This window comes from Rhizobium sp. BK313 (genome assembly GCF_014193655.1).
Lineage (GTDB): Bacteria > Pseudomonadota > Alphaproteobacteria > Rhizobiales > Rhizobiaceae > Rhizobium.
In genome coordinates, this window is record NZ_JACHZQ010000001.1 from 954,636 (window position 1) to 978,489 (window position 23,854).

Here is a 23,854-nt window from a genome sequence, read left to right on the forward strand (position 1 = left end):
CCAAAATAACTTCAGACATCCCACTTTGGGCTGCCAAACAGCGCCTTGGCGATATACTCGATTTCGGCTGCTTTTTCACAGAGAACAAAACCGGTAAATCCGACCGGAACGACGGGCATACCGTGGCCTATCGCGAACAAATACGGCAGGTTCAGCCTCTCGAGCGTTTCCACAACTGGAAGCACAAGGTCCGCGCCGAGATGCAGGTCCAGAATCGCAGCATCAACGGTTTCGCTCTCGATTAGCTCAAGAGCGTTCCCGACATCACGGATGGGGCCAATCAGAATAGCGCCCAGTTCCCGCAATTTTTGGAGCGTCTCGTCCGCGAGGAAATCCCCGTCCTCAACGATCAAAAGCCGCTTGTCCGAAAACATCGGGCTATATGTGATCGTCGAATCGTTCATTAACCGCTCCAGATTAACTTGACCACTTATAGATGGGCCTCGTGCGAGCTGAAAGTGAATCTACGAGGCGGGCCTAAATCAGCACCATTCTGTCGCAATTCACCCCGGAAGCCGATGAAGGCGGATTTTGGCCCGGAATTCCAGCTTCACGTCGCAATTCCCACGCCCACACGCGGAGGCAAATGGTTGTTCCGCCAATATCGGCGAGAGCATGGCGATCGTCCTGAATGACAATAACTCCTCTATCATGCGAGCGCTTTGGAGGCGCGGAAAAACCTCGAAATCCGGGAACATTTTCCGGAATGTCTGATGGCCTTCGAAGAGGCACATTCCATCCGCTGGCTAGGGAAAGATGCCTTGCTGCGTTTCGCATCAGGCGACAGTCGAGGCTGCGCGAGAGGCCTTGTCCTGGACTCTCTTGATGCGCAGCTATACCGATGACGGACATTTCGCCGACAACCGCAGCGGACGTCGGCGAACCGCCCGATAACTTACGCTTTCTCGAACTATCGATCGCGTCAAGGTCGATGTGCTCGTCCACGTACGCTGGATCTCCGCTGATGCAACGGTCTTCGGGAGGACCGTTGCATATTGCGCTGTTTGTGACTGTCACTGATCTGGCTGAGGTCGGAAGCGCCGTTGTTGTCGACGCGCTCAGTCCACGCGCACCCGCGACAAGAATGTTCTCGATTGTTTTTCCCATACGGGGCGCAAACCAGCCACGGCGCCGAGAGACGCCGGGCTTTGCATCTTGCTCGAGAGGTATGAACGGAGAGCCGGCCTCACTCTCCAATAGTCGATCAGTCAAGTACCTTGATCACTTTGCGTGAAGAAGGCTCAATGATAACGCGCTCGTGGTTGACCACAGCGTAGGCGTATTTCGGATTTTCCGGAATCGTTCGTATCACGACGGCATCCGGCAATGGCTGGCCGACTACGACTTTTTCCTTCACGACAACCGCATCATCGGGCAAAGGCTGTTCACGCACGTAGGTGACAACCTTCTGCGGCGGCGGATCGATAGCAGTGCCAACGATAGCGCCCGCAACACCGCCGACTGCGGCCCCTACCGGACCACCCACGACGGCACCCGTCACCGCCCCGCCTGCGGCGCCGGTAACGGTAGAAGACTGTGCAAAAGCGTACCCGCTCGTCAATGCAAGGGAGAGGGCAGCTATGCTAAGTGCTTTCGTTTTCATCAGATTCTCCTTTGTGTTTCCTATTCCTCCGCATGAAACGGAGCTAGGGTAGAACATCTGAGAACCCGGTCTGTTCCGGTTGTGAGGCTTCAGTCTGGGGTGGGTAGGACCTTGGTCTGGCCTGGCGCGGACTAAGGTCCCACACCGTTCGACAGGCTACCGAAGCTTGTGTGCGGCAGGTCGCCGGTATGCTCATCATCGTCCCATCAGCCCTCGAAAAAGGGCTTTCCCGCTCGACCCCTGGTAGGTTAATTCAACCAGCGGTCGGTCACAAGACGTTCGGCCAGATGACGTGTTTTTTGCTTCCTTGGCAAACGATCTGGCCTGTTCGGCAAGCGGACGTTGCCGAGAATAAAACGCCCCTGCGAATGCCGGCGAGGCTTAAAAAGTGTACGGCACGTTTTGGAAGTGCAAGCGTCAGGAAGTGGCTGTCGACCGCCGAGTGCACCAGCCAGAGCTGCGACGGCCGCATTCAACACATCGGAACTATCGTTTGGATCGTGCCGATGGCAGCTGTATCGAGTACGGTGCATCACAAATATGCGCCAAAAAGCAATAGAAGCGCCCCGGCGACGATAACCAATGGTGCCAGCCAGTTTCTCGACAAACCGAGAAAGCGGAGCCCTTGACGCTGCGGATTACGCGCTGCCATCGATCGCAACCGGCGGGCGACCGGTGCCGCACTGACGTGTGCGCCGAAATGGCAGTAGTATACAAGATTGTGCAGCTGGTGATCGGTCAGTTCAAAGAAGCGCTTGGCTTCTCCGTAGCTATCGGTTTCCATTCCCGCCGCCCGTAGGACCGGATCAGCATATGCGACGGCAATCGGCGTGTAGTCGCCTCGCATGGCTGCCTGCTCCGCTGCGGGCTGTTATTCGGTTTCGTAAGGCGTGTTGAGAAACGGTCGGGCACTGCGTTCCAGAACGTCCGCCCATCGTTCAAGCCGCTTAGACTGTGATAGTTCCAGGCGAGCGTATGTCGGCCTGATCTTTGCGACGGTTTTCAACTGCTCCACGGTATGCTGTTCCATTTCGGCCTCCTATCTTGGGGAAAATAGATGGTCCGCTCCCAGGAGCAGCGTCGCGCAGGCGGCGATCGATATCCAATAGCGATCTGAACCGGCCCGCTCCAAGATGTTGGCTTCAGGCTTTGGTCTTGAAAGGATTGAACTGCGGAGAGCATCGGCGAACGTCGTCTCCTGCGAATAGCCCAGATTGCCCACGCAATGCGGGCGGTTCTTTCTGGAATGTTTCCTTTTGCCGGGAGGACGAGACCTCCAACGTTATCGCGTTAGAATGATGACACGAAAGCCTGGTTCGTCCCGGGAAAGGCGGCCGAGGCGCACATTGCTGGCTGGATTTGCAGGCTGTCGCCTTGAATGCGAGCGGAGCAGGGCGATAGTTACCCGCGTTCTCATCGGACGGGAGGCGCACACGGTGATGGAAATGTCCGGTATCGGACATTTCCTTTCAAGATGTCGTATTTTACTTTTATCTAAAATAGCGTCGTGTATGTTAGCCCGCGTTCTACGAGGAGGAATTGAATGCAGCGCATCCAGCCGAAAGAGGTAACTGGCGAAGTCCCAATCCGTGTTTGGGCCGTTACGGATTTCTGTGAACGGCATCAGCTAAGCAGGGAAAACGAAGTGAGGCTTCTCCAGCTCTTTGGTCCGTTCGCGACGGCCGCGGAACTAAGGTACAACGTAGAGCACCCACCGAAGTGGCGGTAGTTGAGAAACGTTTTGAAGCAGCTGTTTGCTTCAGGCTCTGGGCGCACAATGGCGCCATTTGGTCCCCTGGCGGTGTCAGCGATTCTCTTATCAAGACCCGCTATTCTGCGCAGTTCGGCGGTCCGCTGTTACGTTGAAAACCGCACCGCCGACCATTTGGATCCGTCCAGCCGATCGAAACCATGTTCCATCTGAAACTGGAACAGCGCGGACTGGGAGCCAGCGAGCCATGATGGAATCGCCGCCTCAGCCACAGGCGGCGTAACCGCTTCTCATGATCCAGCGCAATTCGTGTTACGGACTTATCGCTTGATGAGGTACGCGCGCAAACCGCGAGCCAGGGCCGATTCACGGACCCGTAAGACTGCGCTCAACTGCTTTCCTCTCCTGATCGAGCCTTAATCTCAGCGCCAAACGACCGCCGATCGCTTGTCCGTCAAAGCCGCCTTTGAGCAGACTTTGTGCGGCGCATCACTTCGATGACCCATCAGGCCTCCAGGTTGTCAGCCGACATTTTGCCGGACTTGCGATCCTTCACCAGTTCGTAAGTGATCTTCTGACCATCGGTCAAACCGCGCATGCCGGCACGTTCCACTGCCGAGATATGAACGAATACATCCGCGCTGCCGTCATCCGGCTGAATGAAGCCGAAACCCCTTCGTCGCATTGAACCATTTTACACTGCCAATCGCCATTGTCGGCTTTCTCCCAGTTTCATTTTGCAGCGGCGCGCTGACGGAACGGTGGCGTAATATAGGAAGCAGACAAAAACAACCATCTCCGAGAAGCGTGTTGCAGATTTTCAACTGCAGATCGAGGTCAGCCTATGAACAACCGCCGGCCTGGATATCCATGACTTGATAAAGATAATTCCTTCATCATCCCTTGCTTGCCACAAGAGGGTGACCTTGCCACCGATCGGCGAATCAATAGGACGGTGTATCGAGACTGATGATTTCTCCTCTCGCCCAGCCCTCGGCCAAACCCATCAGAATGTCCATCTCCTTCTTAAGGGCGACGGTTCGGATCACTTGGGCCACATGCTCGCTGTCGCCGTGAACGTAGTAGAATTCTCCTACTTCCATCCCCGTCGCTTTCCGCGTTTTCTCGAGCGACGACTTCAAGTCTGCCAGCTCATCTTTTATAGCGAAATAGCGCCGCATAACGGCAATGAAACGCAGGTCGTTCTCTCCGGCATCCATATTAGCGTCTTCCGATTTGTGCGGAACCTCGAAGAACCAGATTTTCGTCGCGCTGTCACTACTCCGGCCGTGCACTAAGGAAATCATGCTGACTCCGAAGAGGAGGCGCTTGCACTCACGGATCGGCGTACTGCGTTCCGAAACATTGAGCCTCTCGCGACGGTTTACCCGCATCTGAAAAGGAGGCTGCGGGCATAGAAGACACACGCTCTCCGAAATTGGCGAAGAAATATCTTAGCCTGGGCGGCACCCGGAAATCGAAAATCGACGACAACATCACTGATACCCGAAAATGGGAGAGCGAGCCGCAAGAGGCGGCAAAGTTCTGGAAAGAAAACATCGAGAGCCTGACTGACGACGAGAGGAAGCAGGTCGAGAACTTCCTACCGTCAATAAATGACAGATGATCCCGGAATGGGATTTCAAGATAAATTGTCAGAAGGCCATTGCCTTGTTCACCCATGGGCGGCGCGTTTCGGGCTCTCTGAGTACCCGGAACAAGCCATAGCTATGAGGCATTTTCTACCCCATTTCGAAAAAAGGCCCCGCTGGAGCGGGGCTAACGAGAGTGCGGAATTTGGGCCTTGGCTTAAAAAGCCCGCGATAAAAACGAGCAAGTCATTAGTTTGTTCCCAATTGTTGCGGCCGTGTTGCTGGTAGTTTCGGGAACATTCGCCTTCCCCGGCTGTTCTGTAGCTCAAATATGGGGCGCAAATGGCCGAGGTTATCAAAGTCAATTTCAAACTTGCCTGGAAAGTGCCGGTTTACGTCCGAGTTGGGAGCGGCTTTCGCGAGGAAGTAAGCGGCCCGGACGCTGCGCTCGAGTTCCTTAATCACCGGTGGCCCGAACGTGAGAGCTCCTGGTATTGCGCGGCCAAACGGTGCTGCCTTCTTGCATTGCGCGACGAAACGAGTGTCGATGTCGCGCGGCAAGCGTTCGTTGATGCCGCCGCCCACGCAAAGATGCTGGCATAAAGTCAGGTCAACCAGTTCGGCGGCAACAGGCCCCACGGCGCGCCAACGTTTTCGTGCAGGACAAAAGGCAATGCAAGCGCTGTCTAGCCGCGGATAACGTCCAAAAAAGCGGAGTGCACCGCAAATTGGCACGAGGGATGCCGCTCGGCATGGTCTCGCTGACGGACGGCGTCCGGCACGACATAGCTTCGCGATTCAAGGCGCACAAGACGGTGGCCGGTCACCCAGCCACCGAGATCTACCCAAACAAGCGATAGGTCGTTCCTCTCGACTCCATGGCTACCATTGAACCACGAAGCGTCTGGATTTTCACAAGTGGTGGCCACGGGTGGGCGCATCATTTTCTTTCGATCGCTGAGGCCGCGCCCGAATTGGCGGCACTGCGACACTCGTCTTAAAGGTTACGCGAAAAGAAGCAGGATCATGCAGCTGGCTATGAGATTGAGTAAAAAAATGTCGCTTCGTCTTTTCCTGTCTCTGCCCGGAAGACGACCTCCTCGAGTTTGGTAGCCCAACGTGATGACCTTTAGGTGGTTGTCAGACGAGGGGGCTCGCGCGGCCTTCCGCCTCGCAAGTATTGAGTTCGTCCGCAAGGTCCTCGGCGTCCTGCTTTCCAAGCCGGACAAATTCCCTGCCGTTCGACGCTGCCGGCAGGTTCGTCATGGTGTCGATGACCTGCCATGTATCGTCAGCATCGACCGCCACTTCGTATCGCTTCTCGTCCTTACCTGACTTGTCGTCCTGCCGATCTGCCGGGGGATCCCCTTTGCGCTCAGAGCACATGAGAAACAAACACCGCGCGTTCCGCCACCCCGATCGCAAGCAACCAGGGGATTGCTTTCGCCCGTGGTTTGGTTCGAACCCTGCTGGTGAGATTCCACGTCCGCCCCAATTCGTTAGGCTGCTGCGCATCCAGATTTCCTGTCATTATTGCCTCCTGACCTTTCAATGAAAACGTTCCGGCAGGATGCCTGTTCCAACGTGAAAGCCCGAGCCTTTGGATCGTGTTCGAACTGGACGTTGCACAAGTGCGTCGGCCGCATGCGATTGAGACAATGGCGCACGCTGTCTTTGGGCTTCGTATCGCCACCCGAAAGCGAGGCAGCGACGCGACAGTCGCTGCCTCTGCCTGCTTCAATTACAGCTCGAGGAGGCGGCTGGATTGGCGGCTTGGCCCTGCTTCAAGGTGGTGGTATTTTTCGATGTCGAGTCGGCGTTGCAGTCACTTGCTTTGCCAGCGTCGTTCGATGCTCCGCTGCTTCCCGATGCGCCAGCGCCGCTATCGGAGGCCGCTCCGGCGCCATTACTCTTGGCGCCAGCGGCGCCGTTGTTGGAGCCCGAATCGCTCGACGAGCCCGAGCTGCTACTGTTGTTGCCGGATTGCTGTGCGACAGCCACGGTTGCGAGGCCAAGCGACAGCGAAAGCACTGAGACCGAGAGGATTTTCAGGAACATTGTCTTCTCCTAAGTAGGATTGACGGCAGCCCAACCTCAAAGCTGCGCAGAGGTCCCCGTCCTGATTAGGACTTCGGCAGAAGCGGCACGCTTTCGCGCATTCGTTGGCGATGTGTATTCGGACGATTGGGTGGTAATGTTCCTCGACCATCTCGCCACTGTCGTCGACATCGGCACCATGCCCATCGATCTGACGTTGGGCGGGATTTTAGTCACTTCGGCCGTTTTCACAGAAACAGTGCAAGGATGAACGCAGAATCGAATCCCGTCCGCCTCGGCTGAAGGCCACGCTCACGGTTGCGAGCATCGAGAGACGTCCGCGGGTGGAACAAACGACCTTCATACGGGTTGGTTCAGTCTGACCAACATGGAGGAACACGAAATGGATCACACCAATCACGTTCGACTGGAGCCTGCCGAGCTCACTCCTGCGATCCTTGAGGGTGCAACAGTCTATGACACTGATGACCACGAAGTTGGCAGCGTAGACCATGTTCACGGCACAGGTGGCGGCAGTACCGCGGTCATCGATGTCGGCGGTTTCCTCGGCATCGGAGCAAAGCCAGTAGCCGTTCCACTGACCGATCTCGACTTCATGCGAGACGAGGACGGTAATGTCCACGCGCTCACCACCTGGACGAAAGATCAGCTCAAGCAAATGCCCGAGCATCACGACTAAATCTCATCGCCCGGCCGTAGTGCCGGGCTTTTTCTGCCAACAGAGTTAGTTACCCTAACAGTTTGAGGCCGTCCTCGCCACTGCGTACGGCCAACGGTAGGTCTGGCAACAAATCGGCAGGCGCCAAATCAAAACCCGCAGCTGCGGTTGGGACGCAAGCGAGTCGATGGCAATCGCGAGCCATCACAAGTCCGAACTGCGACCTAAGTGGCCGATTGGGTGTATGCCTGGCAGCATGGACATTGTCAGGAAATATGATCGGATCCTGGATCAAGAATAGCGGACTATTGTTTCCCCTCAGATCCCGTTTGCCGCGGCGTGTAGAGCCTGCAAGACCGCAAACATCGCGCCCGAGGTTGTGTCAGCCTCCTGGCCCGCTCACGGATAGAAATTGGCCAAATCGCGAAATCGACTGCTGTCGCGGATTCCCATAGCGTATATAGAGAGCATTACTGTGGATAGGTCCTGAGCCTTGTAGCTATTTTGACGTATTCCACGGCGCAGACATGCGCTTTTAAAGATTTCTCGGACTTTCGAAATGGAAATAGGAAGATTTATTTCTTTTGCGGGTAAGCTGAACATGGCTTGCCCTTTCGTACTTCAGGGCGAGAGCGCTTGCGTCTCTCGGTCGCAGCCGCCCGTTCAGTTGGGCAACGATAAGTTACGCTACGCCCTTAGATGAGGACTGGCAAACTAATTCCAATGAGATGGAGATATCGGACGCATCGAACGAAGGCGCCTATCTTCCCGGCGGTTTGTCGCTGCTTCTGACTTTTTGGGCGTCTAGTTGTCCGTGTTCAAACGACTTGGCCGCGGAGCTGCCTTCGGAGCAGGGGTTGCCATCTTCCGGGTTCTACTGTTGGCCGGCTTTCGCGCCACGCCCATATGCGCCATCATCGCGTTTGTCAGCTTGCTTCACATCCGTTGCGCTCACTACCGGCGGTTTGTCATCTTTTGCCAAAGATTCATTTTCCTCTACTGCTGGTGGACCGTCTCTATTGCTGAGCAGGCGCCGGCGCGGACAGTGTTGATCTTGCGGGCGGCTCGAGGCCTTGCAAAGCTTCACAGATGGCTCTCGTCCCCAGAAGACCGCCCCGGTGAGGCGGCCTTCGAAGCGAACGCTCAGCGCGCGATATAGACTCCCTCGTTGCGCACAACGTGCGTGGTGCCGACTGGCGCTCGGATCCAAGCCGCGATTGCGCCAATAGCCAGAGCGATAAATGCCAGGATCGCTCCTGCCGAGAATGCCTTCGCCGCAGTCTGGCCAGCGGCATTTAAGGACGCCATGCTCCATCGACAAGGAACCCGCGTCTTACCAGGTGCCTGCGTCCTGACTCTCGCGCAAGACCAGCCAGGCGGCGTCGGACGATGGACGACACCTCCGCCGAGAGCCAGTAAAGAAACGCGCAAACGGCCGCCATGCATAGAGGCGTCAAAACCGCGCCCGGGGAAACCCCTAATGCCTCGATGTTCCTTGCGACCCACAAGACGCATTCGACGATGCCCCACCAGGCCATGCCGGCCGCCACGGACATTCCTCCGACTTTGACACCAATTCTGGCGATCCGGTTTGCTCTGGAATTCCAATTCGTCATTGCCGCGTCTCCTTGTCACCAACATCCAAAAACAGACCGCCGCGCGGTCTGGCGCGGATCGGGGCTATTGACGATCATGTCGCTTGGATCGGGTCTCGAACGCGTCATGCGAAGAGCTCTAAAGTCGACGGACGGATGAACTTCTCATCGTCGATTGTAAATGCTTCGACGATGCTTCTTTTCGGTTGTAGTTAAGGAAATGTCCATTTCGGTGCCTTCGACCGATAACGGCATTTACCGGCCACGGATGAAGCGTACCCCTAAAGCCATGGCTTGATTGCGGCTCGCCTTCCGCTATTCATCTCTCGATAAACCGGAGGGGTAAGCAGATGAATGGATGGTTCATTGTCGGCCAGGTTATCTGGGAGCTCGGAGATATCGCGGCAATCGGGATGTTCGCCGTCAAGGCAATGCGGCGCGACTGGGCGTGGGTTGCCCGATTGGGTTGAATGTTGGGTATCTCTGCCTTCTGGCTCGTATTCGTGTCCCGAGTTTTCACAACGGAGGCGATGATCAACCGAGAGATATCAATCTCGAAGAGGTTGCCGCGAAAGCCGACTACACCGCAACCCGAATATCAGAAGCAGCCGGGCGATATTGCCGCTTTCATCACAAATCTCAAACGACATCTAATCGCTGAAGGGCGCAAAAGCCCTAAACGCTACCGCTGCGACAGATACGAAAAACGGCGGCCCGCAAAGACCGCCGTTTTTGATATTGCACGAGAACCTTCATCATTTATTGGTCGTCGACGAGGTCGTCGTGCTGTCGGTTCCAGGCACCGCGGCGGTTGCCGGGGTCTGTGCGGCCTTTTCAGAGGCCTGCATCGCAAGTGTCTTGAACTCCGGTGCGGCCTTCAGCGAGTCGGCCGTTTCGGTCGTCGTCAGCTTGATGGTGCCGTCCTGGGCGTTTTGCGCCAGGTCGATCTTGTCGAAGGGAACGGCGACATTCTTCTGGCCGATGCCAAGGAAACCGCCGACGCCGACGACTGCAGCGATAACACCGCCCTGCTTCTGCAGGATGAGGTCGTTGATGCTACCAATGCTTTCATTCTGACCGTTATAGACTGACTGGCCCATATAGGTCTTGGCGCTGATCTGGTCGGCCGATTGCTCGGTCAGATACCCACCGGCCTGCGCCGTGGTTGTTGTCGGTGCCGGGGCCGGAGCCTGGGCATCATTTTGCGGCATTGTGGTAGCCGGCTTGGTTGTGTCTGGCATTGCCGGGGTGGTCTGTGTCATCGGCGCGGCACCGTTGTCGGTCGACCGCTGCTGTGATTGAGCAAAAGCCATCGGCGAAAGAACCGATGCTGTGGCAAAGATTGCGCCAGCAGCGGCGGAAGTGAACAGTTTGCCAGTCATCGTGAACCTACCTTTCATTCAGATGGGCACGTTCACCAGCTCGGGCGGCGCCACTCTTTTGGCTGACCATCACCGTGCCGGTTCGTTAGGGACAATGGTCGAAAAGAGGTTTAGTTCCGGCAAAAGTTGCGGGAAACGGCCGCAAATGGCCTCGGCGAGGTCAAAATAACGCGAAAAATCAACGGACAATGTCTAGATTAATACAACCGAGACAATTGATTCTGCAGCCCGGTTGCAGCGATGGATACGCGGATGACGTCCGTCTCGTGGACGCGAAAGGCGCATAAAGAAGGTCCAAACAGTGTCAACGCAGACGGCGATCAATATCCGCTCGCCGTGACTTGCTCCGGCGCGGGTCGCGCGATCCGAGATATGCATTTGGTTCGAGAGCCGGAGTAGGGCTGGTAGGTATCGTCCTCAAGCCGATAGGATGCGTATCTGGTAGAGCACCACGCAACATGATCGTCGGATGGCCGAGACGCTGCAAACGGTGACACTGCTTCATCCGAGGGCGACGATATGCAGGGACGTTCCTCCCCACTGAACGATAGGTAGGTATCAGTTTTGGCATTGTATGAGCGATACCTTGCGGTGCACCATTCAGTGTGTCTTGTTGTGGAATCGACAAGGGTACGAGCCTCATCGGTCGATGGACGCGAGGTAACCGTTTTCGCCGTGCGAAGCTGATTGCGTAGTTGATCCTCTGCATAACTGGAGAGCAGGGGCGGCAACCTTTGATAGCGCTGCTTGGACAGGTCCACCGGACGGGGCTCCGCGGTCCAAAGGTCGGGCTCCTCCTCCACGCGCAAAGCGGCGCGGTTGGGCTGCGCTACCATATGGGACGCAACAGAGGCGCCACCGACGCACAGGCTTGTTGCGCTTGCGATCGAAAATGCCAGTGATGCCACCGCCTTCATTCGAACCTCCAAACCATCTCAGTGCCAAACTCGACATCTGCCGCAGCGGGAACGCGGGGCAAAAACGTTGAGTTCCATGTCTGGGCTTAGGTCTGATGTACGACGGACTTTGGTCTTAAGAGCACTACGATGGATGCCTTCAAAAGTGTCAAAACTGAGCGAGCAGCCATAGACAGTGGAGTTATCGGATCACGCCGAACACGGGCGAAACCTGCACCGCCGCCATTTCAGCGTGCCCAGTAATAGCCGTGAGGGCGCCGCTGCCTGGGATCTTTTTCGAGGCCGTTCTGACGCCGAGTGACGTCAGAAAGACAGAAGCGCTGCCGAGGTATTTTCGAACAGCGCCAAGGCCGGCGAAGATATCCGCATGCGTCGCGTCCGTGTCATAAGGGGTTACGGAATGTTTGACCGGCGCGACGCTCCTCAGTAGACCTCGGCGTTCGAGGCTTCGAACCAAGGGGCAGAACTTGGTCGGACTGCCCGCTCATAGCAAGGGGAACACCCGCCCTGAGTTGGAACTGGTCGGCACATTCGACCGGATGAAGCCAAGCCTCGCGACAATAGCCGATCCACTTTCCTGCCGGCAGTTCCATGCAAGGGCAGATACCGGTCCGTTTCGGCTGCCCTCGAATCGAGATCCGCGCCTTCCCGTATCAGCAGGATCCTGTCAGAGTGCTCACGATGACAATCCCTTGTCATCGTCAACGACCTTGGTGTCGGGGCGGTCACTTGAGACCGTCGTTGACTGCCTCACCGACGAGGAGGCGGACTATCTGGTTGACCTCATGAACCTGCAAGACATGCTACACCGGAAGGGCCTCGAACTGGACAGAGCATTCCGAGTAGGAGTGGCGGCTATTCCATGCCCGATGGGACGCAGAAATTTCTATCAAACATTCTGGAGTAGCGGTAAAATCGCCCCATCGCGACGCTCTGGTACGATGTCAAGAAGAACGAGCACAACAGTTACTGGACGGTGGTAGACGTACGCACCGCAGAGCCTGTTGTTATGGGGTACGTGTCCGTTGCCTCACTGCCGAAGAGGCAGACTATATGGTTGATCTCCTGAACCGCCACGAGCTGATCCGTAAGGGAGCCCTTACTCTGCACTGAGCGTTCGGGGTGTTGTCACCGAACGCGCCTCTAATTGCGCGCTCAGTCGTTTCTATCAAAACATTATTATGGTTGGGACGTTAACCTCACTACTGCCTTCCTCAGGTGAGCGATCATGGCCCCCATCAGGTACTCGGCAAAAGAAGACCTCCACGGCAATTGGTCCGTATTCGATACCGTTACCGAGCACGAAGCCGAGATACTTGGTGTGTTGCTCATCGGCTTAAGTGGACAGTTGGCCTTTGACATGGCCTATCTGCTGAACCTGGAGGAACGCAGGAAGAATCCGACCCAGTGAGACTGAACCCGCGACGAAAAAGACTATCGCAAACGCTAGGGGAGCACGTTAATGTCAGCCTATGAAGAACCGGAGGTTTCGCCCCAAGAAGACAGGCCATGGCTTTTGGTCGGTGATCAACGTGTTCACGGGAGATGTGGTCGTGCTCCACGATATTGAGGTTGCATGGCTTGAAGACAAGGACGAGGCCGACGCTACGGCTGATCAACTGAACCACCTAGACGCGGAATGTCGAGGTGTCCTGGAGGGCACCTGAGGCTATGCCCTACGCCGTGAGGCTCTCGCCTGTGTCCTGTGTCTCTTCGGGTACCTGATATCAAATCGCCGACCGTAGGTACTGTTCCGGCTCATCTTGTGCTACATGGTATCCCAGGACACATATGACATGGTGACATGGGCCAGGTCGCGGATGTTCTCTCTCCCTATTTTCACGCGCGTTGAAATCTTGCACCGGACTGATCCGAGCCGTCAGCTTCGAATGAAGCCGGTCATATCGAAGACAGCTGCATTGTCCTGGACTTCCCGAAGCCCCTTGTATGAAGCATGTCGAAGATTGCCATCATCGGTCCAGCCGCGAAACTCGATCTCGGCGATGAGGGCCGGCTGGACGAAGACGAAACGGTTGCCCTTCACGGCCACGACCGGCCGCCTCGCTTCAACCGGCGAGGGTCTTCTTCAGATAACTCAGCATCCCCGCACTGAAACCTGTACCGACCGATCCGACGTAGATCCAATCGAGGCCGCGTCTGCCGGCGTGCAGCAGGCTGCCGATGCCGCCACGGGCCGATGTCGATTGCTCGTAACCGACGATCATGAAGCTCTCGCTTTGGACGCACTTAATCTTTAGCCAATCATTGGTGCGGCCACTGCGGTAGCGCCCGTCTCGATGCTTGGCGATAATGCCTTCCAGACCAAGATGGCAGGCGTGTTCGAGGAGCGTTGATGCGTCCAGCGGAAGCTCATCCGAGAGCCGGATGGCACTCGATTCCGCCTCGGGCACGAGATCCTCGAGCAGGTGGCGCCGGACTGAGAGCTCGGTACCTGTTAGATCGTGCCCGTCCAGATAGAGCAGGTCAAAGGCGTAGAGGATGGATTCGGCCGAACCCGCTTTCCGCATCGACCTCCCAGCGAGCGCTGTAACGCACCGAAATCCGATTTCCCCTAATCGTCCAGAACCACGGCTTCCCCATTCAGTATGGCGGTCGTCACGCGGAGCTGTTTTGCAGCTGCGACGATCGCCGGGAAGCGGGCGGTCCAGTCGTGACCTCCGCGGGTGACGATGCGAACCGCTTTCGGCTCGACGTGGATGGCCAATCGATAGCCGTCCCACTTCACTTCGTAGAGCCAATCGTCGCCCCGGTACGGTTTGCTTCAGTAGCGCAAGGCAGGGCTCGATCCTCGCGGGCATGGGGTCGAAGGGCAGACTTGGCTGGTCGCGATCGCGCTTGCTGATCGGACGAGACTGCAGCGTTGAGTGGGCCTCTTCGAGCACGGGGCGGCGCGGGCGCATGATGTTTAGCGTCCACGGACCTCAACAGTTCAGCCACCGCCGCCTTATAGCGGTCGTCGAACCTGTTGAAGGCGATCCGCTCCGTCGACGATGCCGCCGTGTAAAAAGCCACGGGAAACGCGACTTCTCCAAACTTGATATAGCCTTTCCAATTCGCTCGCGGGGCAACGATCTGCGCGGACTCCTGACGCAGCCAACGCGACTCAACCCAACCACCGAGCAATTGTTCCGAGTAGAAACGAATCTAGATTCAAAGGCCTAGGACGGATGCGCCGTCCGTCTGGCCGGTCACGAACAGGCCTTTGAGTTGCTGCATCTTTTGAAGGGGCGAGCGTTTTCATTGGCCGGAACAAAGACCAAGCGTGTCATCGATTCTCTTAAGATCAAACGCTCCACATGCGGGAACGAGAATGGTGCATTCACGGAGAGTGTTGCTGCCCGCCGAGCCTGATCGGCGCCGGAAGGTGAAGGCATAGTTCGGACGATGGCCACCCGAATATTGATCATGGGCGAGCCATTGGTGGCACCGGTCTCCTTCGGATAAATGGCAGGGAATAATCGCATGGAGAGTATGCACGAGTGACATCCAAAGATTGCGCCCCGACAGTGACCGGTCCGAGTTGGTCTTGGGCGATTTTTCAGCCAGTCCGGAATGATTGCGTGGCGAGCATTGCTTGTGTCGCGCCGTGTGGAACACCACGCGTTGGCCGACGTTTTAGCCGCGGAGGAAACACCCATGTCGAAACATCTCTGGAACGGCACAGTGACGGTCGCAACCCGCGACCCCGGCAAATACGTGACTATCAACGATACAAAACGAGCGATGCAATTTCTACTTCAGGAATGGCCAAAAGACAAACCGGATAAGCTACATGCTCTGGCGAAGAAGATTTTGATCAATGCGCACGAAGGGCGGGCCTCGGTGGATGACGCCCGCGACGCCTTCATGGCGGCGGCCGTCGCGATTGGAATCTTGTGGAGAGACTGACATCGAGCAGAAGGTTTTTGACCAGCGGCCGGGGGATGCCTCGTTGAAGCAGGGGTACTTTCTCGGGAGCGGCCATCGGAAGGGTGTGGCAGCAAGACGTTCCTCCGGACCATAGCAGGTCGACTCGGGGCCCGATTGCGCATCCTCGATGATCTGCGTCAGCAAGGCCAGGTTCGCGATTCCCTGCGGTGCAACTACCCCGTGCTCAGCCCAGTGCGCGCGGAGGGCGTTGATGAGCTGCGTTCTCTGACGGACGGACAGATCGCGTGTGCGGAAGATCATCGAGGAGGCCTGCTGACCATGTGTCTTCGGAACCACGAACCGCATCGCATCGACCGGATTGACGCTTGCTGCAAAGACTTTGATGAGGACTTCGTTGGCAGCCGGGGACGGACGATCCATCTCCTCGATCGCCATGACTTCCGGTCTGCCGACGATGGATGCGCACAGCCTGCATGGATGAAACTCCATGTTCGGGATTTTTCGTTCTTCAAACGGAAACCGCATCCGCAAAGCGATTGTTCCCTGGCAGTCGGCACGCAGGGAACAACTCACCTGATGATCGGTTTCGCTTTGCGAACCGGAGGCACAAACGCACCCCGAACATGAGGTCGTTGGAATGGCCGACCCGTTTTCGCAACAGGAAGCAACCATGTCTTTGAAAGCACTCGCCTTGAACGGCACCCTGAAGTCCTCGGATTCTTCCGAGCCATCCTCCACTGGCAAATTGCTCGAACTCATTGCTGAAGAGTTCAAGAAGCACGGCGTCGAAACCGAGACCATTCGACTTGCCGATCACAACATCAAGCCGGGCGTGACGTCGGACGAGGGCGAAGGCGACGCCTGGCCGGAGATTCGCAGACACGTTCTGCAAGCAGATATCCTGCTCGTCGGCACGCCCATCTGGCTCGGACAGCCGGGCAGCGTCTGCAAGCGGGCACTGGAACGCATGGACGCATTTCTCGAAGAAACCGACGATCAGGGCCGCATGGTGTCTTATGGCAAGGTCGCCGCCGTCGCCGTGGTCGGCAACGAAGACGGCGCTCATCACGTTTCGGCGGAACTCTTCCAGGCTCTCAACGATGTCGGCTTTACGATCCCCGCCAATGCGGTGGCCTACTGGGTTGGAGAGGCCATGGGATCGACCAATTTTGTCGATCTCAAAAAGACACCCGAAGCCGTCCAGACGATGGTATCCATGCTGGCGCGCAACACGGCCCATCTCGCCAAGCTTCTGAAGAAATCCCAATATCCGGGCGAGGAGGGGTAGCAGGCAATGCCGACGACCACCCACAAGGCGCAGGTCCCGCCTGCTTTTGCAGAACCCCATCCACAGGTAACAAGTTTGAGCGCGCTCCGGCGCCAAGCTGGCACCTGTGAACGCTGCGATCTCTATAGGCATGCCACCCAAACCGTGTTCGGCGAGGGCCCGTCCGGGGCGAGGGTTGTGCTGGTTGGCGAACAGCCAGGAGATCAGGAGGACATCGCCGGCAAGCCTTTCGTCGGCCCCGCGGGCAGGCTGCTCGACGAATGTCTGCAGGAAGCCGGTATTGATCGTTCGCTCTGTTACGTGACCAATGCGGTCAAGCATTTTAAGTTCGAACGACGCGTCAAACGGCGCCTTCATGCCAAGCCGAACGCCGGTGAGATACAACGTTGCGCCTGGTGGCTGGGCGGGGAACTAGAGCTTCTGCGGCCTGACCTGATCGTGGCGCTCGGGGCGACAGCCCTCTACGCTCTGATGGGGCGATCTGTCGGACTTACAAAGGAACGAGGCCACGTTTTTGCCGGCAGCAAGCGGCACGCCTGTCCTGGTTACGATCCATCCGTCCTACCTGCTCCGAATCCGCGACCGAAATGATCGCGACAGCGAGCGGCGGCGCTTTATCAGCGACCTCAAGAGCGTTCGCGATTACCTGGATGTCCCGATAATAACGGCAAGGCGAAACGCCTAAAGATCGAAATTGCCGACGGCCGGAAGTTCCGGTTGCGAGCCGACCTGCTCTTCAGCACCAGGCGACGGGGCATAATTATGCCCTAAATCAACTCTCGGGCGCGGCAGCGCCCGGTTTGCTGGATCATTAGCCCCGTCGTTCACCGGATCGGGGCTTTTTGTTTTTTGTCTATTTGAGGGGAAAAATAAAAAAAGCCCCACTATGAGTGGGGCTAAGTGTGCGGAAAGGAAGCTAGGTCACTAGCCCACGCGCGTAACGATCCAATGCGTTTTTTGTTCCATCGCCGTTCGGCAAAAAGCCCGCCGCGACGGGAGTTGGGAAACGTCGCGGCGGGTCGTTTTGCAGCATCTGCCACGCTGCAAGCCGTCGGGAACCGGCGGCATATATCAAACAAAATTTGCGAGCTCTTGTTCCTGCCGCGGCTCTAGTTGTCGAGCCTCACCTGATGCGGTCGAAACACTGCTCTCCGTAAAAGGCAGCGGAAAAATCTGGCTCGCCAATGCGTGCCTTTGTTTTTAATCAATGGTTTGAGTGGCAGACCGAAACGTGACATGGATCGCGGGCAATGGAGGAAATACCGTGTTTTCGCTATTGCCGCATGGGTCTCCGCTTCTTTTATAACCACCGCGTTTGCTGGAAACTGTTATCATTCCTGAACGAGCCTCTGAAGGCTCTAGCTGTGGCGGCCGCGCTGATGACCAAAAGTCGGGCGGCAAATACCGATCATATATGCTTTTAATCATGACAGTTAAGGCGTCCTTCGAGGCGGCTTTTCTCAGAACATCACAATGAAACTGGTATCGCACTGGCGGCGAGACAGGAGATACTATGCCAAAACCGTCTGCTCAGATCCAAGAATCTCCCAGCCTCTGGAGCGACAACGAGCTCCGTTCAGAGATCAGGAGCTACCCAGATCAGGGTCCAAGAAAGATCGCTGAAAAGTATCTCCACATCGCACTGGGCGAGATGGAATATGTGTTCAGATCAATGCAAAGAATTCTTTTGGCGCGTTACATCGGGGCGGGATCGTTCGCAATTGCTTTCAAGAACGGAACGATCTTCACGGTCGGACCGCCGGTGTTCGATACCTGCAAAGGCTGCATGGCATCCGCTCCGATCATTCCTGCGGTCGAAAATAGGTCGGCAAACTCGGCCTATTATACATGGCGCACAAAAACCGCCGCTGGCAGGGGCGTGGCCAGCGGCGGCTCGGCTTGGAGGTGGTTGGTCAATCCGCGCGATTGCCAACCGATAGCTCAACATCGAGCTTCTCAATTTGTTCCATCGATACGTGCATTTTTTGTCTTTTGACTGCGGGGAAAATGCCATCGTGCTCAAAGCAATACCAGCGGGTTTTCGCCTTGGCCGGGTTCATAGCCGTGACCGCCCCACTTATTGCAGCCATTATGTTCGCACCAATGCTCGAAATGAATTGGCTCGTGCGCGCGGCCGTTCGTCGGCCTTGAGATCGTCGTCCATTCATCCATCCCGTTGAGTCGCTTTAGTGCGTCATAATGGCCTACGGAGTCGCGTGTCGCCTTTCCAGCAATCTCTGGTGTGACCATGACGCGAATTTTAAACAGTCCGTGACCGGACGGCGCGTGACGCCTTTCTTACGGCGCTGAGGAAGCGGGTACTCTTCAATCGATAGCTCGGCCAACAATTCGGGAAACATCAAATCGAAGCCAGCCGCTGCGGTTTGGGACGCAAGCGACGGGCCAAGGGTATCGCCGTTTGGTGAAGTGCGATACCGGGCGGCCCCCCATGCCACCATATAAGCCGGCCTAGGTTTTTTGAACGATGTGCGGACAGGACAATAGCGCCTCTGGAAAACCTCACCGCTACGGGGGGCGCAACGGTGAGGTCGAAAACCCAAGGCAACTAATGCTGAGGATACGGCATTAGGCTAGGGACAGGGCGACCGAAGGGGATTCAGCCACCCATCACAACAATATGCTTATTAGCCGCGACTAACAAAAGCAAAATATCGAAATCCACAATCGCCTTGTTCCCTCACTGAGGAAGTTTTATTTCCGCTGCGGGTGGGGACTGGCGAGGGTCACGAGCTTGTCCTCGTCATGTATTCCCTGCTGGTACAGTGCAATAATGGTTGCTGCTGTTTGTTCGGCGTCTTCATTATCGCGCGCGATATTCCATTTTAGTAAAATGGCATCAAAAGCGCGTTGACAGACGGCCAGGTCGGTTGAGTCCAGAACAATGCCAAGCTTACCGAGATACTTGCTGATCATTTTCGATTTGATGGTCTCGTTTGTCATCGCCACAATTGGCGGTCAACTTATCGTCTACTTAAAATGACTTCATGACAATACCGTTTTCGGCAGCGGATATTCCAGCCATCGTTGCTCATAGCAAAACCAGCGGGTTTCGCCTTTACCAACATCGCGCCGGAACCGCCCCACTTCTTGCAGCCGGGCTCCTCGCACAAGCGTTCAAAATGAACCGGCGCTGCCAGCCTCGTATCGGCTCGCGTGTTCTAAGCATGTTCCGCCCATACGCGGAATAGCGATATATCACGCCTTCACAGCCGTAAGCCGTCCATATGACGCGGCGGTCCGCTAACTTGTTCTGTCCCACTTCACCATCTTCACCTAGGTCGCACAGTCACGTGGTCTGGACTGCTCCGGTGGGTCTGAACCGAACTGGCCGTGAGAAGTCGTACAACTTCCGCGGCCAGCTCTCTGACATCGTAAACTATCGCTGCCCCGTGAGCGATAGTCGCCGTCCTGACTATTGAGGTTCGATCGGAAAGCGTGACTAGAGACGCCATCTTTTCAGGGTTTACGAAGACAGGCATCGCGGCTTGCCCAATCAAGGTCAATTGCACAAGTTTCATGGTCTCTCTCCGGGAATGAGAGTTTTTATCTTAGAAAACGCACCATTATTGGCTTAAGTTTAGGGCCGACGAGCGCTGTGCCGGCTTTGCCACTCGGAGAGCCACATTCTCGTTATTCAAGAATAGGATGAGCGAAGAGGGTAGGGAGCCGCAGATCAGTGTACTGTGGACTTGATCTTCCCATCCATACGAGATCTCGGATAGATCTCGTTGAGGATCTCGGCCAGTTGCTGGGCCCGACTCTCACTTAACCCATGTAGAATCTCTCCACCGAAACACGCGGGTGTCTCAACATCATGATCCCATACCGTCCAGTGATCGGTCGGATCGCAGACAAGATCGAATCTAAGACGTGGAGTGGGCATCTTGGCAGCTCAGTTCGCTGAGGTAATAAAAGTCTTAGGCCGGCATGATTAATTTTCTTTTGAGATTGTGGAGTAGTGGAGAAAAGTCTTTTGCGCAACTTGGGCTTCTAGTCCGACCAAGCTTTATCTGACTGGTTCACCCGCAGAGCGTTCATTCCTGGATCATCTCGTTCCGAGGGAGCCCGTCGCCGGTGGGACCTCGACGACGGGCCTGGGAAACGGGAGGACGACATGGGGCGAATGCGCCTCCCTGTGGCAAGTAACCGAGCCGCGCGCTCATTGTTCCAAAGAGAGAAAAAAGATCATCACGGATTGTAATTCTTCGCAGCAGTGCGCTTGTCGATGTTCGATTGCCTGCACTTCTACTGCGCGCTCCTCGACTCGAGAACAGCCGCCTTTCATCGGTGTCCCCGAAAATCTCGTTCTCAAAATGTTCTGGGTGAGATGGAGAGTAAAGCCCGTCACCCAGGGAGTGCGTGACGGGCTACCGCGGAGGCTACGCCGCGAAACGAACTAAAGGGTGCGGTAAAGTTCGAACCGCAGGCTTGCTAGTATGTTCCCGCCGCTCGCAAGAAAAACAGGACTTCGTTCGGATCGCCTTAACGATGGCTTCAACTTCACCGTTCGTGATTAGCGCCAGCATATGAAATATCGCCCGGATCGATAAGGGCGCCCGCCATTTCCAGCTCGTGCCGACAGGCCACTAAACCCGTGCTTGCAGGTTTCCCTCACTGCTGAGCAGGCGCCGTTGCAGGCGGTGTTGCGGTTGTTGGCGGCTGTATCGAGGTAATCTCCGTGCGAGGCCAAAAGCTCCACGCCAGTGCGGCGATCACAATTACAGCCAAGATAACTATCCACGGCGCCCAGGTACGGATGGGTGAAGCGGGTCTAGGGTCACGCGTCGGTCTATTGAAATCATCGTTCATGGTCTCCTCCACATCCTTCATCGAAAGCTGTAGGTGGCGGAATATAATTTATAGCTAAAGTGTCGGTGGATCAGACGCCGCCGTCAAGAGTTGGGCGCCGGAACAAACCATCGGTTGATCAGTTTCAGCGGCATGCCAAAGTATTATTTCCATATCCGCACCAGCGACACCTTCCTCCCGGACGATCGAGGTTTCGATTTTCCAGACTTTGAGGCGGCCAAGAGAGAAGCGATGACGGCGGCCCGCGAAATGATTGCGGAGATGGTGATCGACGGCGACCCTATCGATGGCATGCGGTTTGAGGTCACTGACGAAAGCGGCAATGTCGTCCTGACATTACCGTTTAGATTTGTACTTGACTGATCGGGGAAGCCGTTCGTTTTGACAGACATTAATCGCGGAATAGTTCCCAACCGTCGGAAGCTGAGCGCCTCGGCAAAACGTTCGTTCCATAACCTACTCAAAATGGCGGCAGCCGCCTGCAACCCGTCAGGCAGCGGGCATCGGCAGCGCAATACCAGTGCCTCGAGCCGTAGCCGCCGCCATTTGTATTGCCGGCTCATCCGCATTATCGGTCACCTTTTGGTTTCCATTTAGTGGCAAAAAATTTTCTGCCGAGATGGGGCAAGATGGACAAGTTAAAAGCCCGTCACCAGGGGCGCGTGACGGGCTCTTACACCGCACGGGAGGCGACAGAAGGGACAACCCTATCGTCGCGAGGAGCCAAACTGCGGTCTTGGAATATGTTCCCGGCGAATTATCAGGGCTGTTTTCGCATTGTGGCATTATGCGAAATCGTCAAATTGGTTCGGCCCGTCGCCCCCCCAAGCGACGGGCCTGGTTGCGTCGTCAAAGGTTGGGTATAGCCGACGCAGCCGCGAGTTCCGGCGCCCCCCGGCATCTCGCAAGCGACTAAACTTTTTTGTCTAAGATTTGTTCCTGGCGAAAATCGAGGAAGTGGCCCGCCGCGGGCTCTGAGGGAATGATGCTTTGCGGCGGGCCGGGGAAACCGAACCAGTTGAGACAGGAAGGTGGTTGATTTCCTCGCCTACCGAACTTTTCGAAGGAAATAAAGTTCCCATTCATTGCCAGGACCCCAGAGCGTATCAGCTGTGGGTGGCGGGCAGCTGATCAATGAAGGGTCGGCCGCTTCCGATAGTCAGGGTGGCGAGCAGGCTGACCGCTTTCGCGGCTACGTCCTCGGCGAGAGAGATATCGTTGACAGCATTGCCAGCCGATACGGCGCGAATTGCATTGGCAAAGGACACCTCATCACTATCTCGAGGGCTTCGTTGCCTTCGGCGCCGGCGCATCTAGCATGACACTCAAGGTTCGATGCCAAACTCTCCAGCACCGCTCGCCGGTCAACAGGTGACATCTCGCGAGTTTGCCGGGCACTCACGACCGTGGCTTCCTGGCTTCGCGGGCATTGCGCAACCGTGCGGTTTTCTCGTCGCGCAAGCGTCGCTCCTCATCTATCATTTCGCGCGCAATATTGGCTCTATTTTCGAAAGCCTTCCGTTGAGGACTTGGCTTGCGCCGGCACCTTGCTTGAAGGGGCCGCCCGCCAGAGCATGCCTGCATCTGGCTGTGTCAGGCTTTTGCGGTGTCTAAGACCGTGGCATAGCCCACCAAGACTACCCGTGCTATGTCGGATTTCGAAATCGGATACCGGGCCCAAGGTTTTCGCCCGGCTGTGCCTCGTGCAACAACGGCTCGAAACGCGAGTGCTCAGCCTCGTCAGCAGCCCGTTTGTGGAAATCCACCTTCCGTCCCGCAAGAAACCGCTGATTGCCACGACGGAAGAAGAAATCGAATGCTGGCTGGAGGGTGATGCGTTCGCCGATCAACGCGAACGCGCCAAGCGGGATCTCGCCGAACGTCGCGAAAACTGGGACGCCGTCGATGAATTTGTCGGCTATAGCGGCGCCAAGACCGCCGAGACGATTTCTTTCGATCACGAAAGCCGGCTTGTGGCCGCACTCTGGGCGATGCCCGCCCATACCCTGCCGGCGATTGCGGGCAAACTGCACTCAATCATCATGCACGGGGCGCCGAGGCTCGACACCGACGATTTTCCGTGGCCGCAGGTCCGCTCGGTTCTCATCAATCTGCTCGGCATGTGCCAACCATTAGCTACTCGGGCTGTCGGTCCTTGATCAGGTCGAAGACGGTCACGCCAAGCGCCGTCGCGAGCTTATCAAGCGTGCCCAGAGTAGGAGATTGCTTGCGCAATTCCAGCGCGGTGGTCGAGGTCCGGTGCATACCAACCCAGAAGGGATCCGGGTGTCAAGTTCGTGCTTCGGGAACTTCCAACTTGCAGGAGTGT

At 56.5% G+C, this 23,854-nt stretch carries 18 protein-coding genes and 7 pseudogenes; 10 read left to right on the forward strand and 15 right to left on the reverse strand.

Going from position 1 to position 23,854, the window contains the following annotated elements:
* Nucleotides 1-11: 11 nt before the first annotated feature.
* The 5 genes and pseudogenes from FHT86_RS04550 to FHT86_RS04570 all read right to left on the reverse strand — a co-directional run bounded on the left by FHT86_RS04550 (nt 12) and on the right by FHT86_RS04570 (nt 4,621).
* Nucleotides 12-404 carry a response regulator gene (locus FHT86_RS04550; protein ID WP_133705714.1) on the reverse strand — a complete coding sequence of 131 codons (393 nt, stop codon included), beginning with the start codon at nt 402-404 and terminating at the stop codon, nt 12-14.
* An 800-nt stretch (nt 405-1,204) separates the two neighbouring features.
* On the reverse strand, nt 1,205-1,603 hold the full coding sequence (locus FHT86_RS04555; RefSeq protein WP_133705715.1) for a DUF1236 domain-containing protein: 399 nt from the start codon (nt 1,601-1,603) through the stop codon (nt 1,205-1,207).
* Nucleotides 1,604-2,135: 532 nt separating this feature from the next.
* Nucleotides 2,136-2,633 (reverse strand): annotated as a pseudogene (locus tag FHT86_RS38765) (hypothetical protein).
* A 1,186-nt stretch (nt 2,634-3,819) separates the two neighbouring features.
* Nucleotides 3,820-4,027, reverse strand: a pseudogene (locus tag FHT86_RS04565) (cold-shock protein).
* A gap of 231 nt (nt 4,028-4,258) precedes the next feature.
* Nucleotides 4,259-4,621: a hypothetical protein gene (locus FHT86_RS04570; protein WP_246779385.1), complete on the reverse strand. Its 363-nt coding sequence runs from the start codon at nt 4,619-4,621 to the stop codon at nt 4,259-4,261.
* 113 nt (nt 4,622-4,734) lie between these two features.
* Here FHT86_RS04570 and FHT86_RS38615 point away from each other — a divergent pair.
* Together FHT86_RS38615 and FHT86_RS04575 are read left to right on the forward strand one after the other, a co-directional pair.
* Nucleotides 4,735-4,941, forward strand: a pseudogene (locus FHT86_RS38615) (hypothetical protein); the annotation flags it as partial.
* Nucleotides 4,942-5,248: 307 nt separating this feature from the next.
* A complete protein-coding gene (locus tag FHT86_RS04575) occupies nt 5,249-5,509 on the forward strand; it encodes a DUF982 domain-containing protein (protein WP_133705717.1) in 261 nt (86 codons plus the stop codon).
* 537 nt (nt 5,510-6,046) lie between these two features.
* Here the strand turns inward: FHT86_RS04575 and FHT86_RS04580 are convergent.
* The 3 genes from FHT86_RS04580 to FHT86_RS04590 all read right to left on the reverse strand — a co-directional run bounded on the left by FHT86_RS04580 (nt 6,047) and on the right by FHT86_RS04590 (nt 6,964).
* The gene (locus FHT86_RS04580; protein WP_133705718.1) at nt 6,047-6,292 is read right to left on the reverse strand and encodes a hypothetical protein; all 246 of its coding nucleotides are present in this window, start codon (nt 6,290-6,292) and stop codon (nt 6,047-6,049) included.
* Nucleotides 6,282-6,437, reverse strand: coding sequence for a hypothetical protein (locus FHT86_RS04585; RefSeq protein WP_166656749.1), 156 nt, complete (start codon nt 6,435-6,437; stop codon nt 6,282-6,284). Before FHT86_RS04585 ends, FHT86_RS04580 begins: the two co-directional genes overlap by 11 nt.
* A 206-nt stretch (nt 6,438-6,643) precedes the next feature.
* Nucleotides 6,644-6,964 carry a hypothetical protein gene (locus FHT86_RS04590; protein WP_133705719.1) on the reverse strand — a complete coding sequence of 107 codons (321 nt, stop codon included), beginning with the start codon at nt 6,962-6,964 and terminating at the stop codon, nt 6,644-6,646.
* A 382-nt stretch (nt 6,965-7,346) separates the two neighbouring features.
* Between FHT86_RS04590 and FHT86_RS04595 the strand changes: the two genes are divergently transcribed.
* On the forward strand, nt 7,347-7,643 hold the full coding sequence (locus FHT86_RS04595; RefSeq protein ID WP_133705720.1) for a PRC-barrel domain-containing protein: 297 nt from the start codon (nt 7,347-7,349) through the stop codon (nt 7,641-7,643).
* 49 nt (nt 7,644-7,692) lie between these two features.
* Here the strand turns inward: FHT86_RS04595 and FHT86_RS38770 are convergent.
* The 3 genes and pseudogenes from FHT86_RS38770 to FHT86_RS38775 form a co-directional block, all read right to left on the reverse strand.
* Nucleotides 7,693-7,980: pseudogene (locus FHT86_RS38770) on the reverse strand (catalase); the annotation flags it as partial.
* 1,992 nt (nt 7,981-9,972) lie between these two features.
* Nucleotides 9,973-10,599, reverse strand: coding sequence for a PRC-barrel domain-containing protein (locus FHT86_RS04605; protein WP_133705721.1), 627 nt, complete (start codon nt 10,597-10,599; stop codon nt 9,973-9,975).
* A gap of 320 nt (nt 10,600-10,919) precedes the next feature.
* Nucleotides 10,920-11,516 carry a BA14K family protein gene (locus tag FHT86_RS38775; RefSeq protein WP_133705722.1) on the reverse strand — a complete coding sequence of 199 codons (597 nt, stop codon included), beginning with the start codon at nt 11,514-11,516 and terminating at the stop codon, nt 10,920-10,922.
* Nucleotides 11,517-12,744: 1,228 nt separating this feature from the next.
* Here FHT86_RS38775 and FHT86_RS04615 point away from each other — a divergent pair.
* A complete protein-coding gene (locus FHT86_RS04615) occupies nt 12,745-12,927 on the forward strand; it encodes a hypothetical protein (protein WP_133705723.1) in 183 nt (60 codons plus the stop codon).
* A 468-nt stretch (nt 12,928-13,395) separates the two neighbouring features.
* Here FHT86_RS04615 and ligD read toward each other — a convergent pair.
* Both ligD and FHT86_RS38620 read right to left on the reverse strand, forming a co-directional pair.
* Nucleotides 13,396-14,440: pseudogene (ligD, locus tag FHT86_RS38390) on the reverse strand (non-homologous end-joining DNA ligase).
* Nucleotides 14,441-14,501: 61 nt separating this feature from the next.
* Nucleotides 14,502-14,609, reverse strand: a pseudogene (locus FHT86_RS38620) (Ku protein); the annotation flags it as partial.
* A 651-nt stretch (nt 14,610-15,260) separates the two neighbouring features.
* Here FHT86_RS38620 and FHT86_RS38780 point away from each other — a divergent pair.
* Nucleotides 15,261-15,425, forward strand: coding sequence for a DUF982 domain-containing protein (locus FHT86_RS38780; RefSeq protein ID WP_409527581.1), 165 nt, complete (start codon nt 15,261-15,263; stop codon nt 15,423-15,425).
* Nucleotides 15,426-15,566: 141 nt separating this feature from the next.
* Here the strand turns inward: FHT86_RS38780 and FHT86_RS37805 are convergent.
* Nucleotides 15,567-15,752, reverse strand: a pseudogene (locus tag FHT86_RS37805) (IS110 family transposase); the annotation flags it as partial.
* Nucleotides 15,753-16,077: 325 nt separating this feature from the next.
* On the opposite strand from FHT86_RS37805, the gene FHT86_RS04635 reads away from it, so the two are divergent.
* The 3 genes from FHT86_RS04635 to FHT86_RS04645 all read left to right on the forward strand — a co-directional run bounded on the left by FHT86_RS04635 (nt 16,078) and on the right by FHT86_RS04645 (nt 18,691).
* Nucleotides 16,078-16,695, forward strand: a complete 618-nt coding sequence (locus FHT86_RS04635; RefSeq protein WP_133705725.1) for a flavodoxin family protein — start codon at nt 16,078-16,080, stop codon at nt 16,693-16,695.
* A 6-nt stretch (nt 16,696-16,701) separates the two neighbouring features.
* On the forward strand, nt 16,702-17,286 hold the full coding sequence (locus FHT86_RS04640; protein ID WP_409527565.1) for a UdgX family uracil-DNA binding protein: 585 nt from the start codon (nt 16,702-16,704) through the stop codon (nt 17,284-17,286).
* Between the two features lie 922 nt (nt 17,287-18,208).
* On the forward strand, nt 18,209-18,691 hold the full coding sequence (locus tag FHT86_RS04645) for a hypothetical protein (protein WP_166656751.1): 483 nt from the start codon (nt 18,209-18,211) through the stop codon (nt 18,689-18,691).
* Between the two features lie 716 nt (nt 18,692-19,407).
* Here the strand turns inward: FHT86_RS04645 and FHT86_RS04650 are convergent.
* Nucleotides 19,408-19,656, reverse strand: coding sequence for a hypothetical protein (locus FHT86_RS04650; RefSeq protein ID WP_246779386.1), 249 nt, complete (start codon nt 19,654-19,656; stop codon nt 19,408-19,410).
* Nucleotides 19,657-21,639: 1,983 nt separating this feature from the next.
* Between FHT86_RS04650 and FHT86_RS04655 the strand changes: the two genes are divergently transcribed.
* Both FHT86_RS04655 and FHT86_RS04660 read left to right on the forward strand, forming a co-directional pair.
* The gene (locus FHT86_RS04655; protein ID WP_246779387.1) at nt 21,640-21,888 is read left to right on the forward strand and encodes a DUF6894 family protein; all 249 of its coding nucleotides are present in this window, start codon (nt 21,640-21,642) and stop codon (nt 21,886-21,888) included.
* 1,364 nt (nt 21,889-23,252) lie between these two features.
* Entirely contained in the window at nt 23,253-23,684 is a 432-nt protein-coding gene (locus tag FHT86_RS04660; RefSeq protein ID WP_133705728.1) for a hypothetical protein, read from the forward strand.
* Nucleotides 23,685-23,854 lie beyond the last annotated feature (170 nt).

Bases quoted from the DNA above. Each gene is read 5' to 3' on its own strand.
- FHT86_RS04640 (WP_409527565.1), top strand. From the start codon at position 16,702: ATGCCGACGACCACCCACAAGGCGCAGGTCCCGCCTGCTTTTGCAGAA.
- FHT86_RS04635 (WP_133705725.1), top strand. From the start codon at position 16,078: ATGTCTTTGAAAGCACTCGCCTTGAACGGCACCCTGAAGTCCTCGGAT.
- FHT86_RS04615 (WP_133705723.1), top strand. From the start codon at position 12,745: ATGGCCCCCATCAGGTACTCGGCAAAAGAAGACCTCCACGGCAATTGG.
- FHT86_RS04650 (WP_246779386.1), bottom strand. From the start codon at position 19,656: ATGACAAACGAGACCATCAAATCGAAAATGATCAGCAAGTATCTCGGT.
- FHT86_RS04555 (WP_133705715.1), bottom strand. From the start codon at position 1,603: ATGAAAACGAAAGCACTTAGCATAGCTGCCCTCTCCCTTGCATTGACG.
- FHT86_RS04595 (WP_133705720.1), top strand. From the start codon at position 7,347: ATGGATCACACCAATCACGTTCGACTGGAGCCTGCCGAGCTCACTCCT.
- FHT86_RS04550 (WP_133705714.1), bottom strand. From the start codon at position 404: ATGAACGATTCGACGATCACATATAGCCCGATGTTTTCGGACAAGCGG.
- FHT86_RS04580 (WP_133705718.1), bottom strand. From the start codon at position 6,292: ATGTGCTCTGAGCGCAAAGGGGATCCCCCGGCAGATCGGCAGGACGAC.
- FHT86_RS04605 (WP_133705721.1), bottom strand. From the start codon at position 10,599: ATGACTGGCAAACTGTTCACTTCCGCCGCTGCTGGCGCAATCTTTGCC.
- FHT86_RS04585 (WP_166656749.1), bottom strand. From the start codon at position 6,437: ATGACAGGAAATCTGGATGCGCAGCAGCCTAACGAATTGGGGCGGACG.
- FHT86_RS04575 (WP_133705717.1), top strand. From the start codon at position 5,249: ATGGCCGAGGTTATCAAAGTCAATTTCAAACTTGCCTGGAAAGTGCCG.
- FHT86_RS38775 (WP_133705722.1), bottom strand. From the start codon at position 11,516: ATGAAGGCGGTGGCATCACTGGCATTTTCGATCGCAAGCGCAACAAGC.
- FHT86_RS04645 (WP_166656751.1), top strand. From the start codon at position 18,209: ATGCCAAAACCGTCTGCTCAGATCCAAGAATCTCCCAGCCTCTGGAGC.
- FHT86_RS38780 (WP_409527581.1), top strand. From the start codon at position 15,261: ATGCAATTTCTACTTCAGGAATGGCCAAAAGACAAACCGGATAAGCTA.
- FHT86_RS04590 (WP_133705719.1), bottom strand. From the start codon at position 6,964: ATGTTCCTGAAAATCCTCTCGGTCTCAGTGCTTTCGCTGTCGCTTGGC.
- FHT86_RS04570 (WP_246779385.1), bottom strand. From the start codon at position 4,621: ATGATTTCCTTAGTGCACGGCCGGAGTAGTGACAGCGCGACGAAAATC.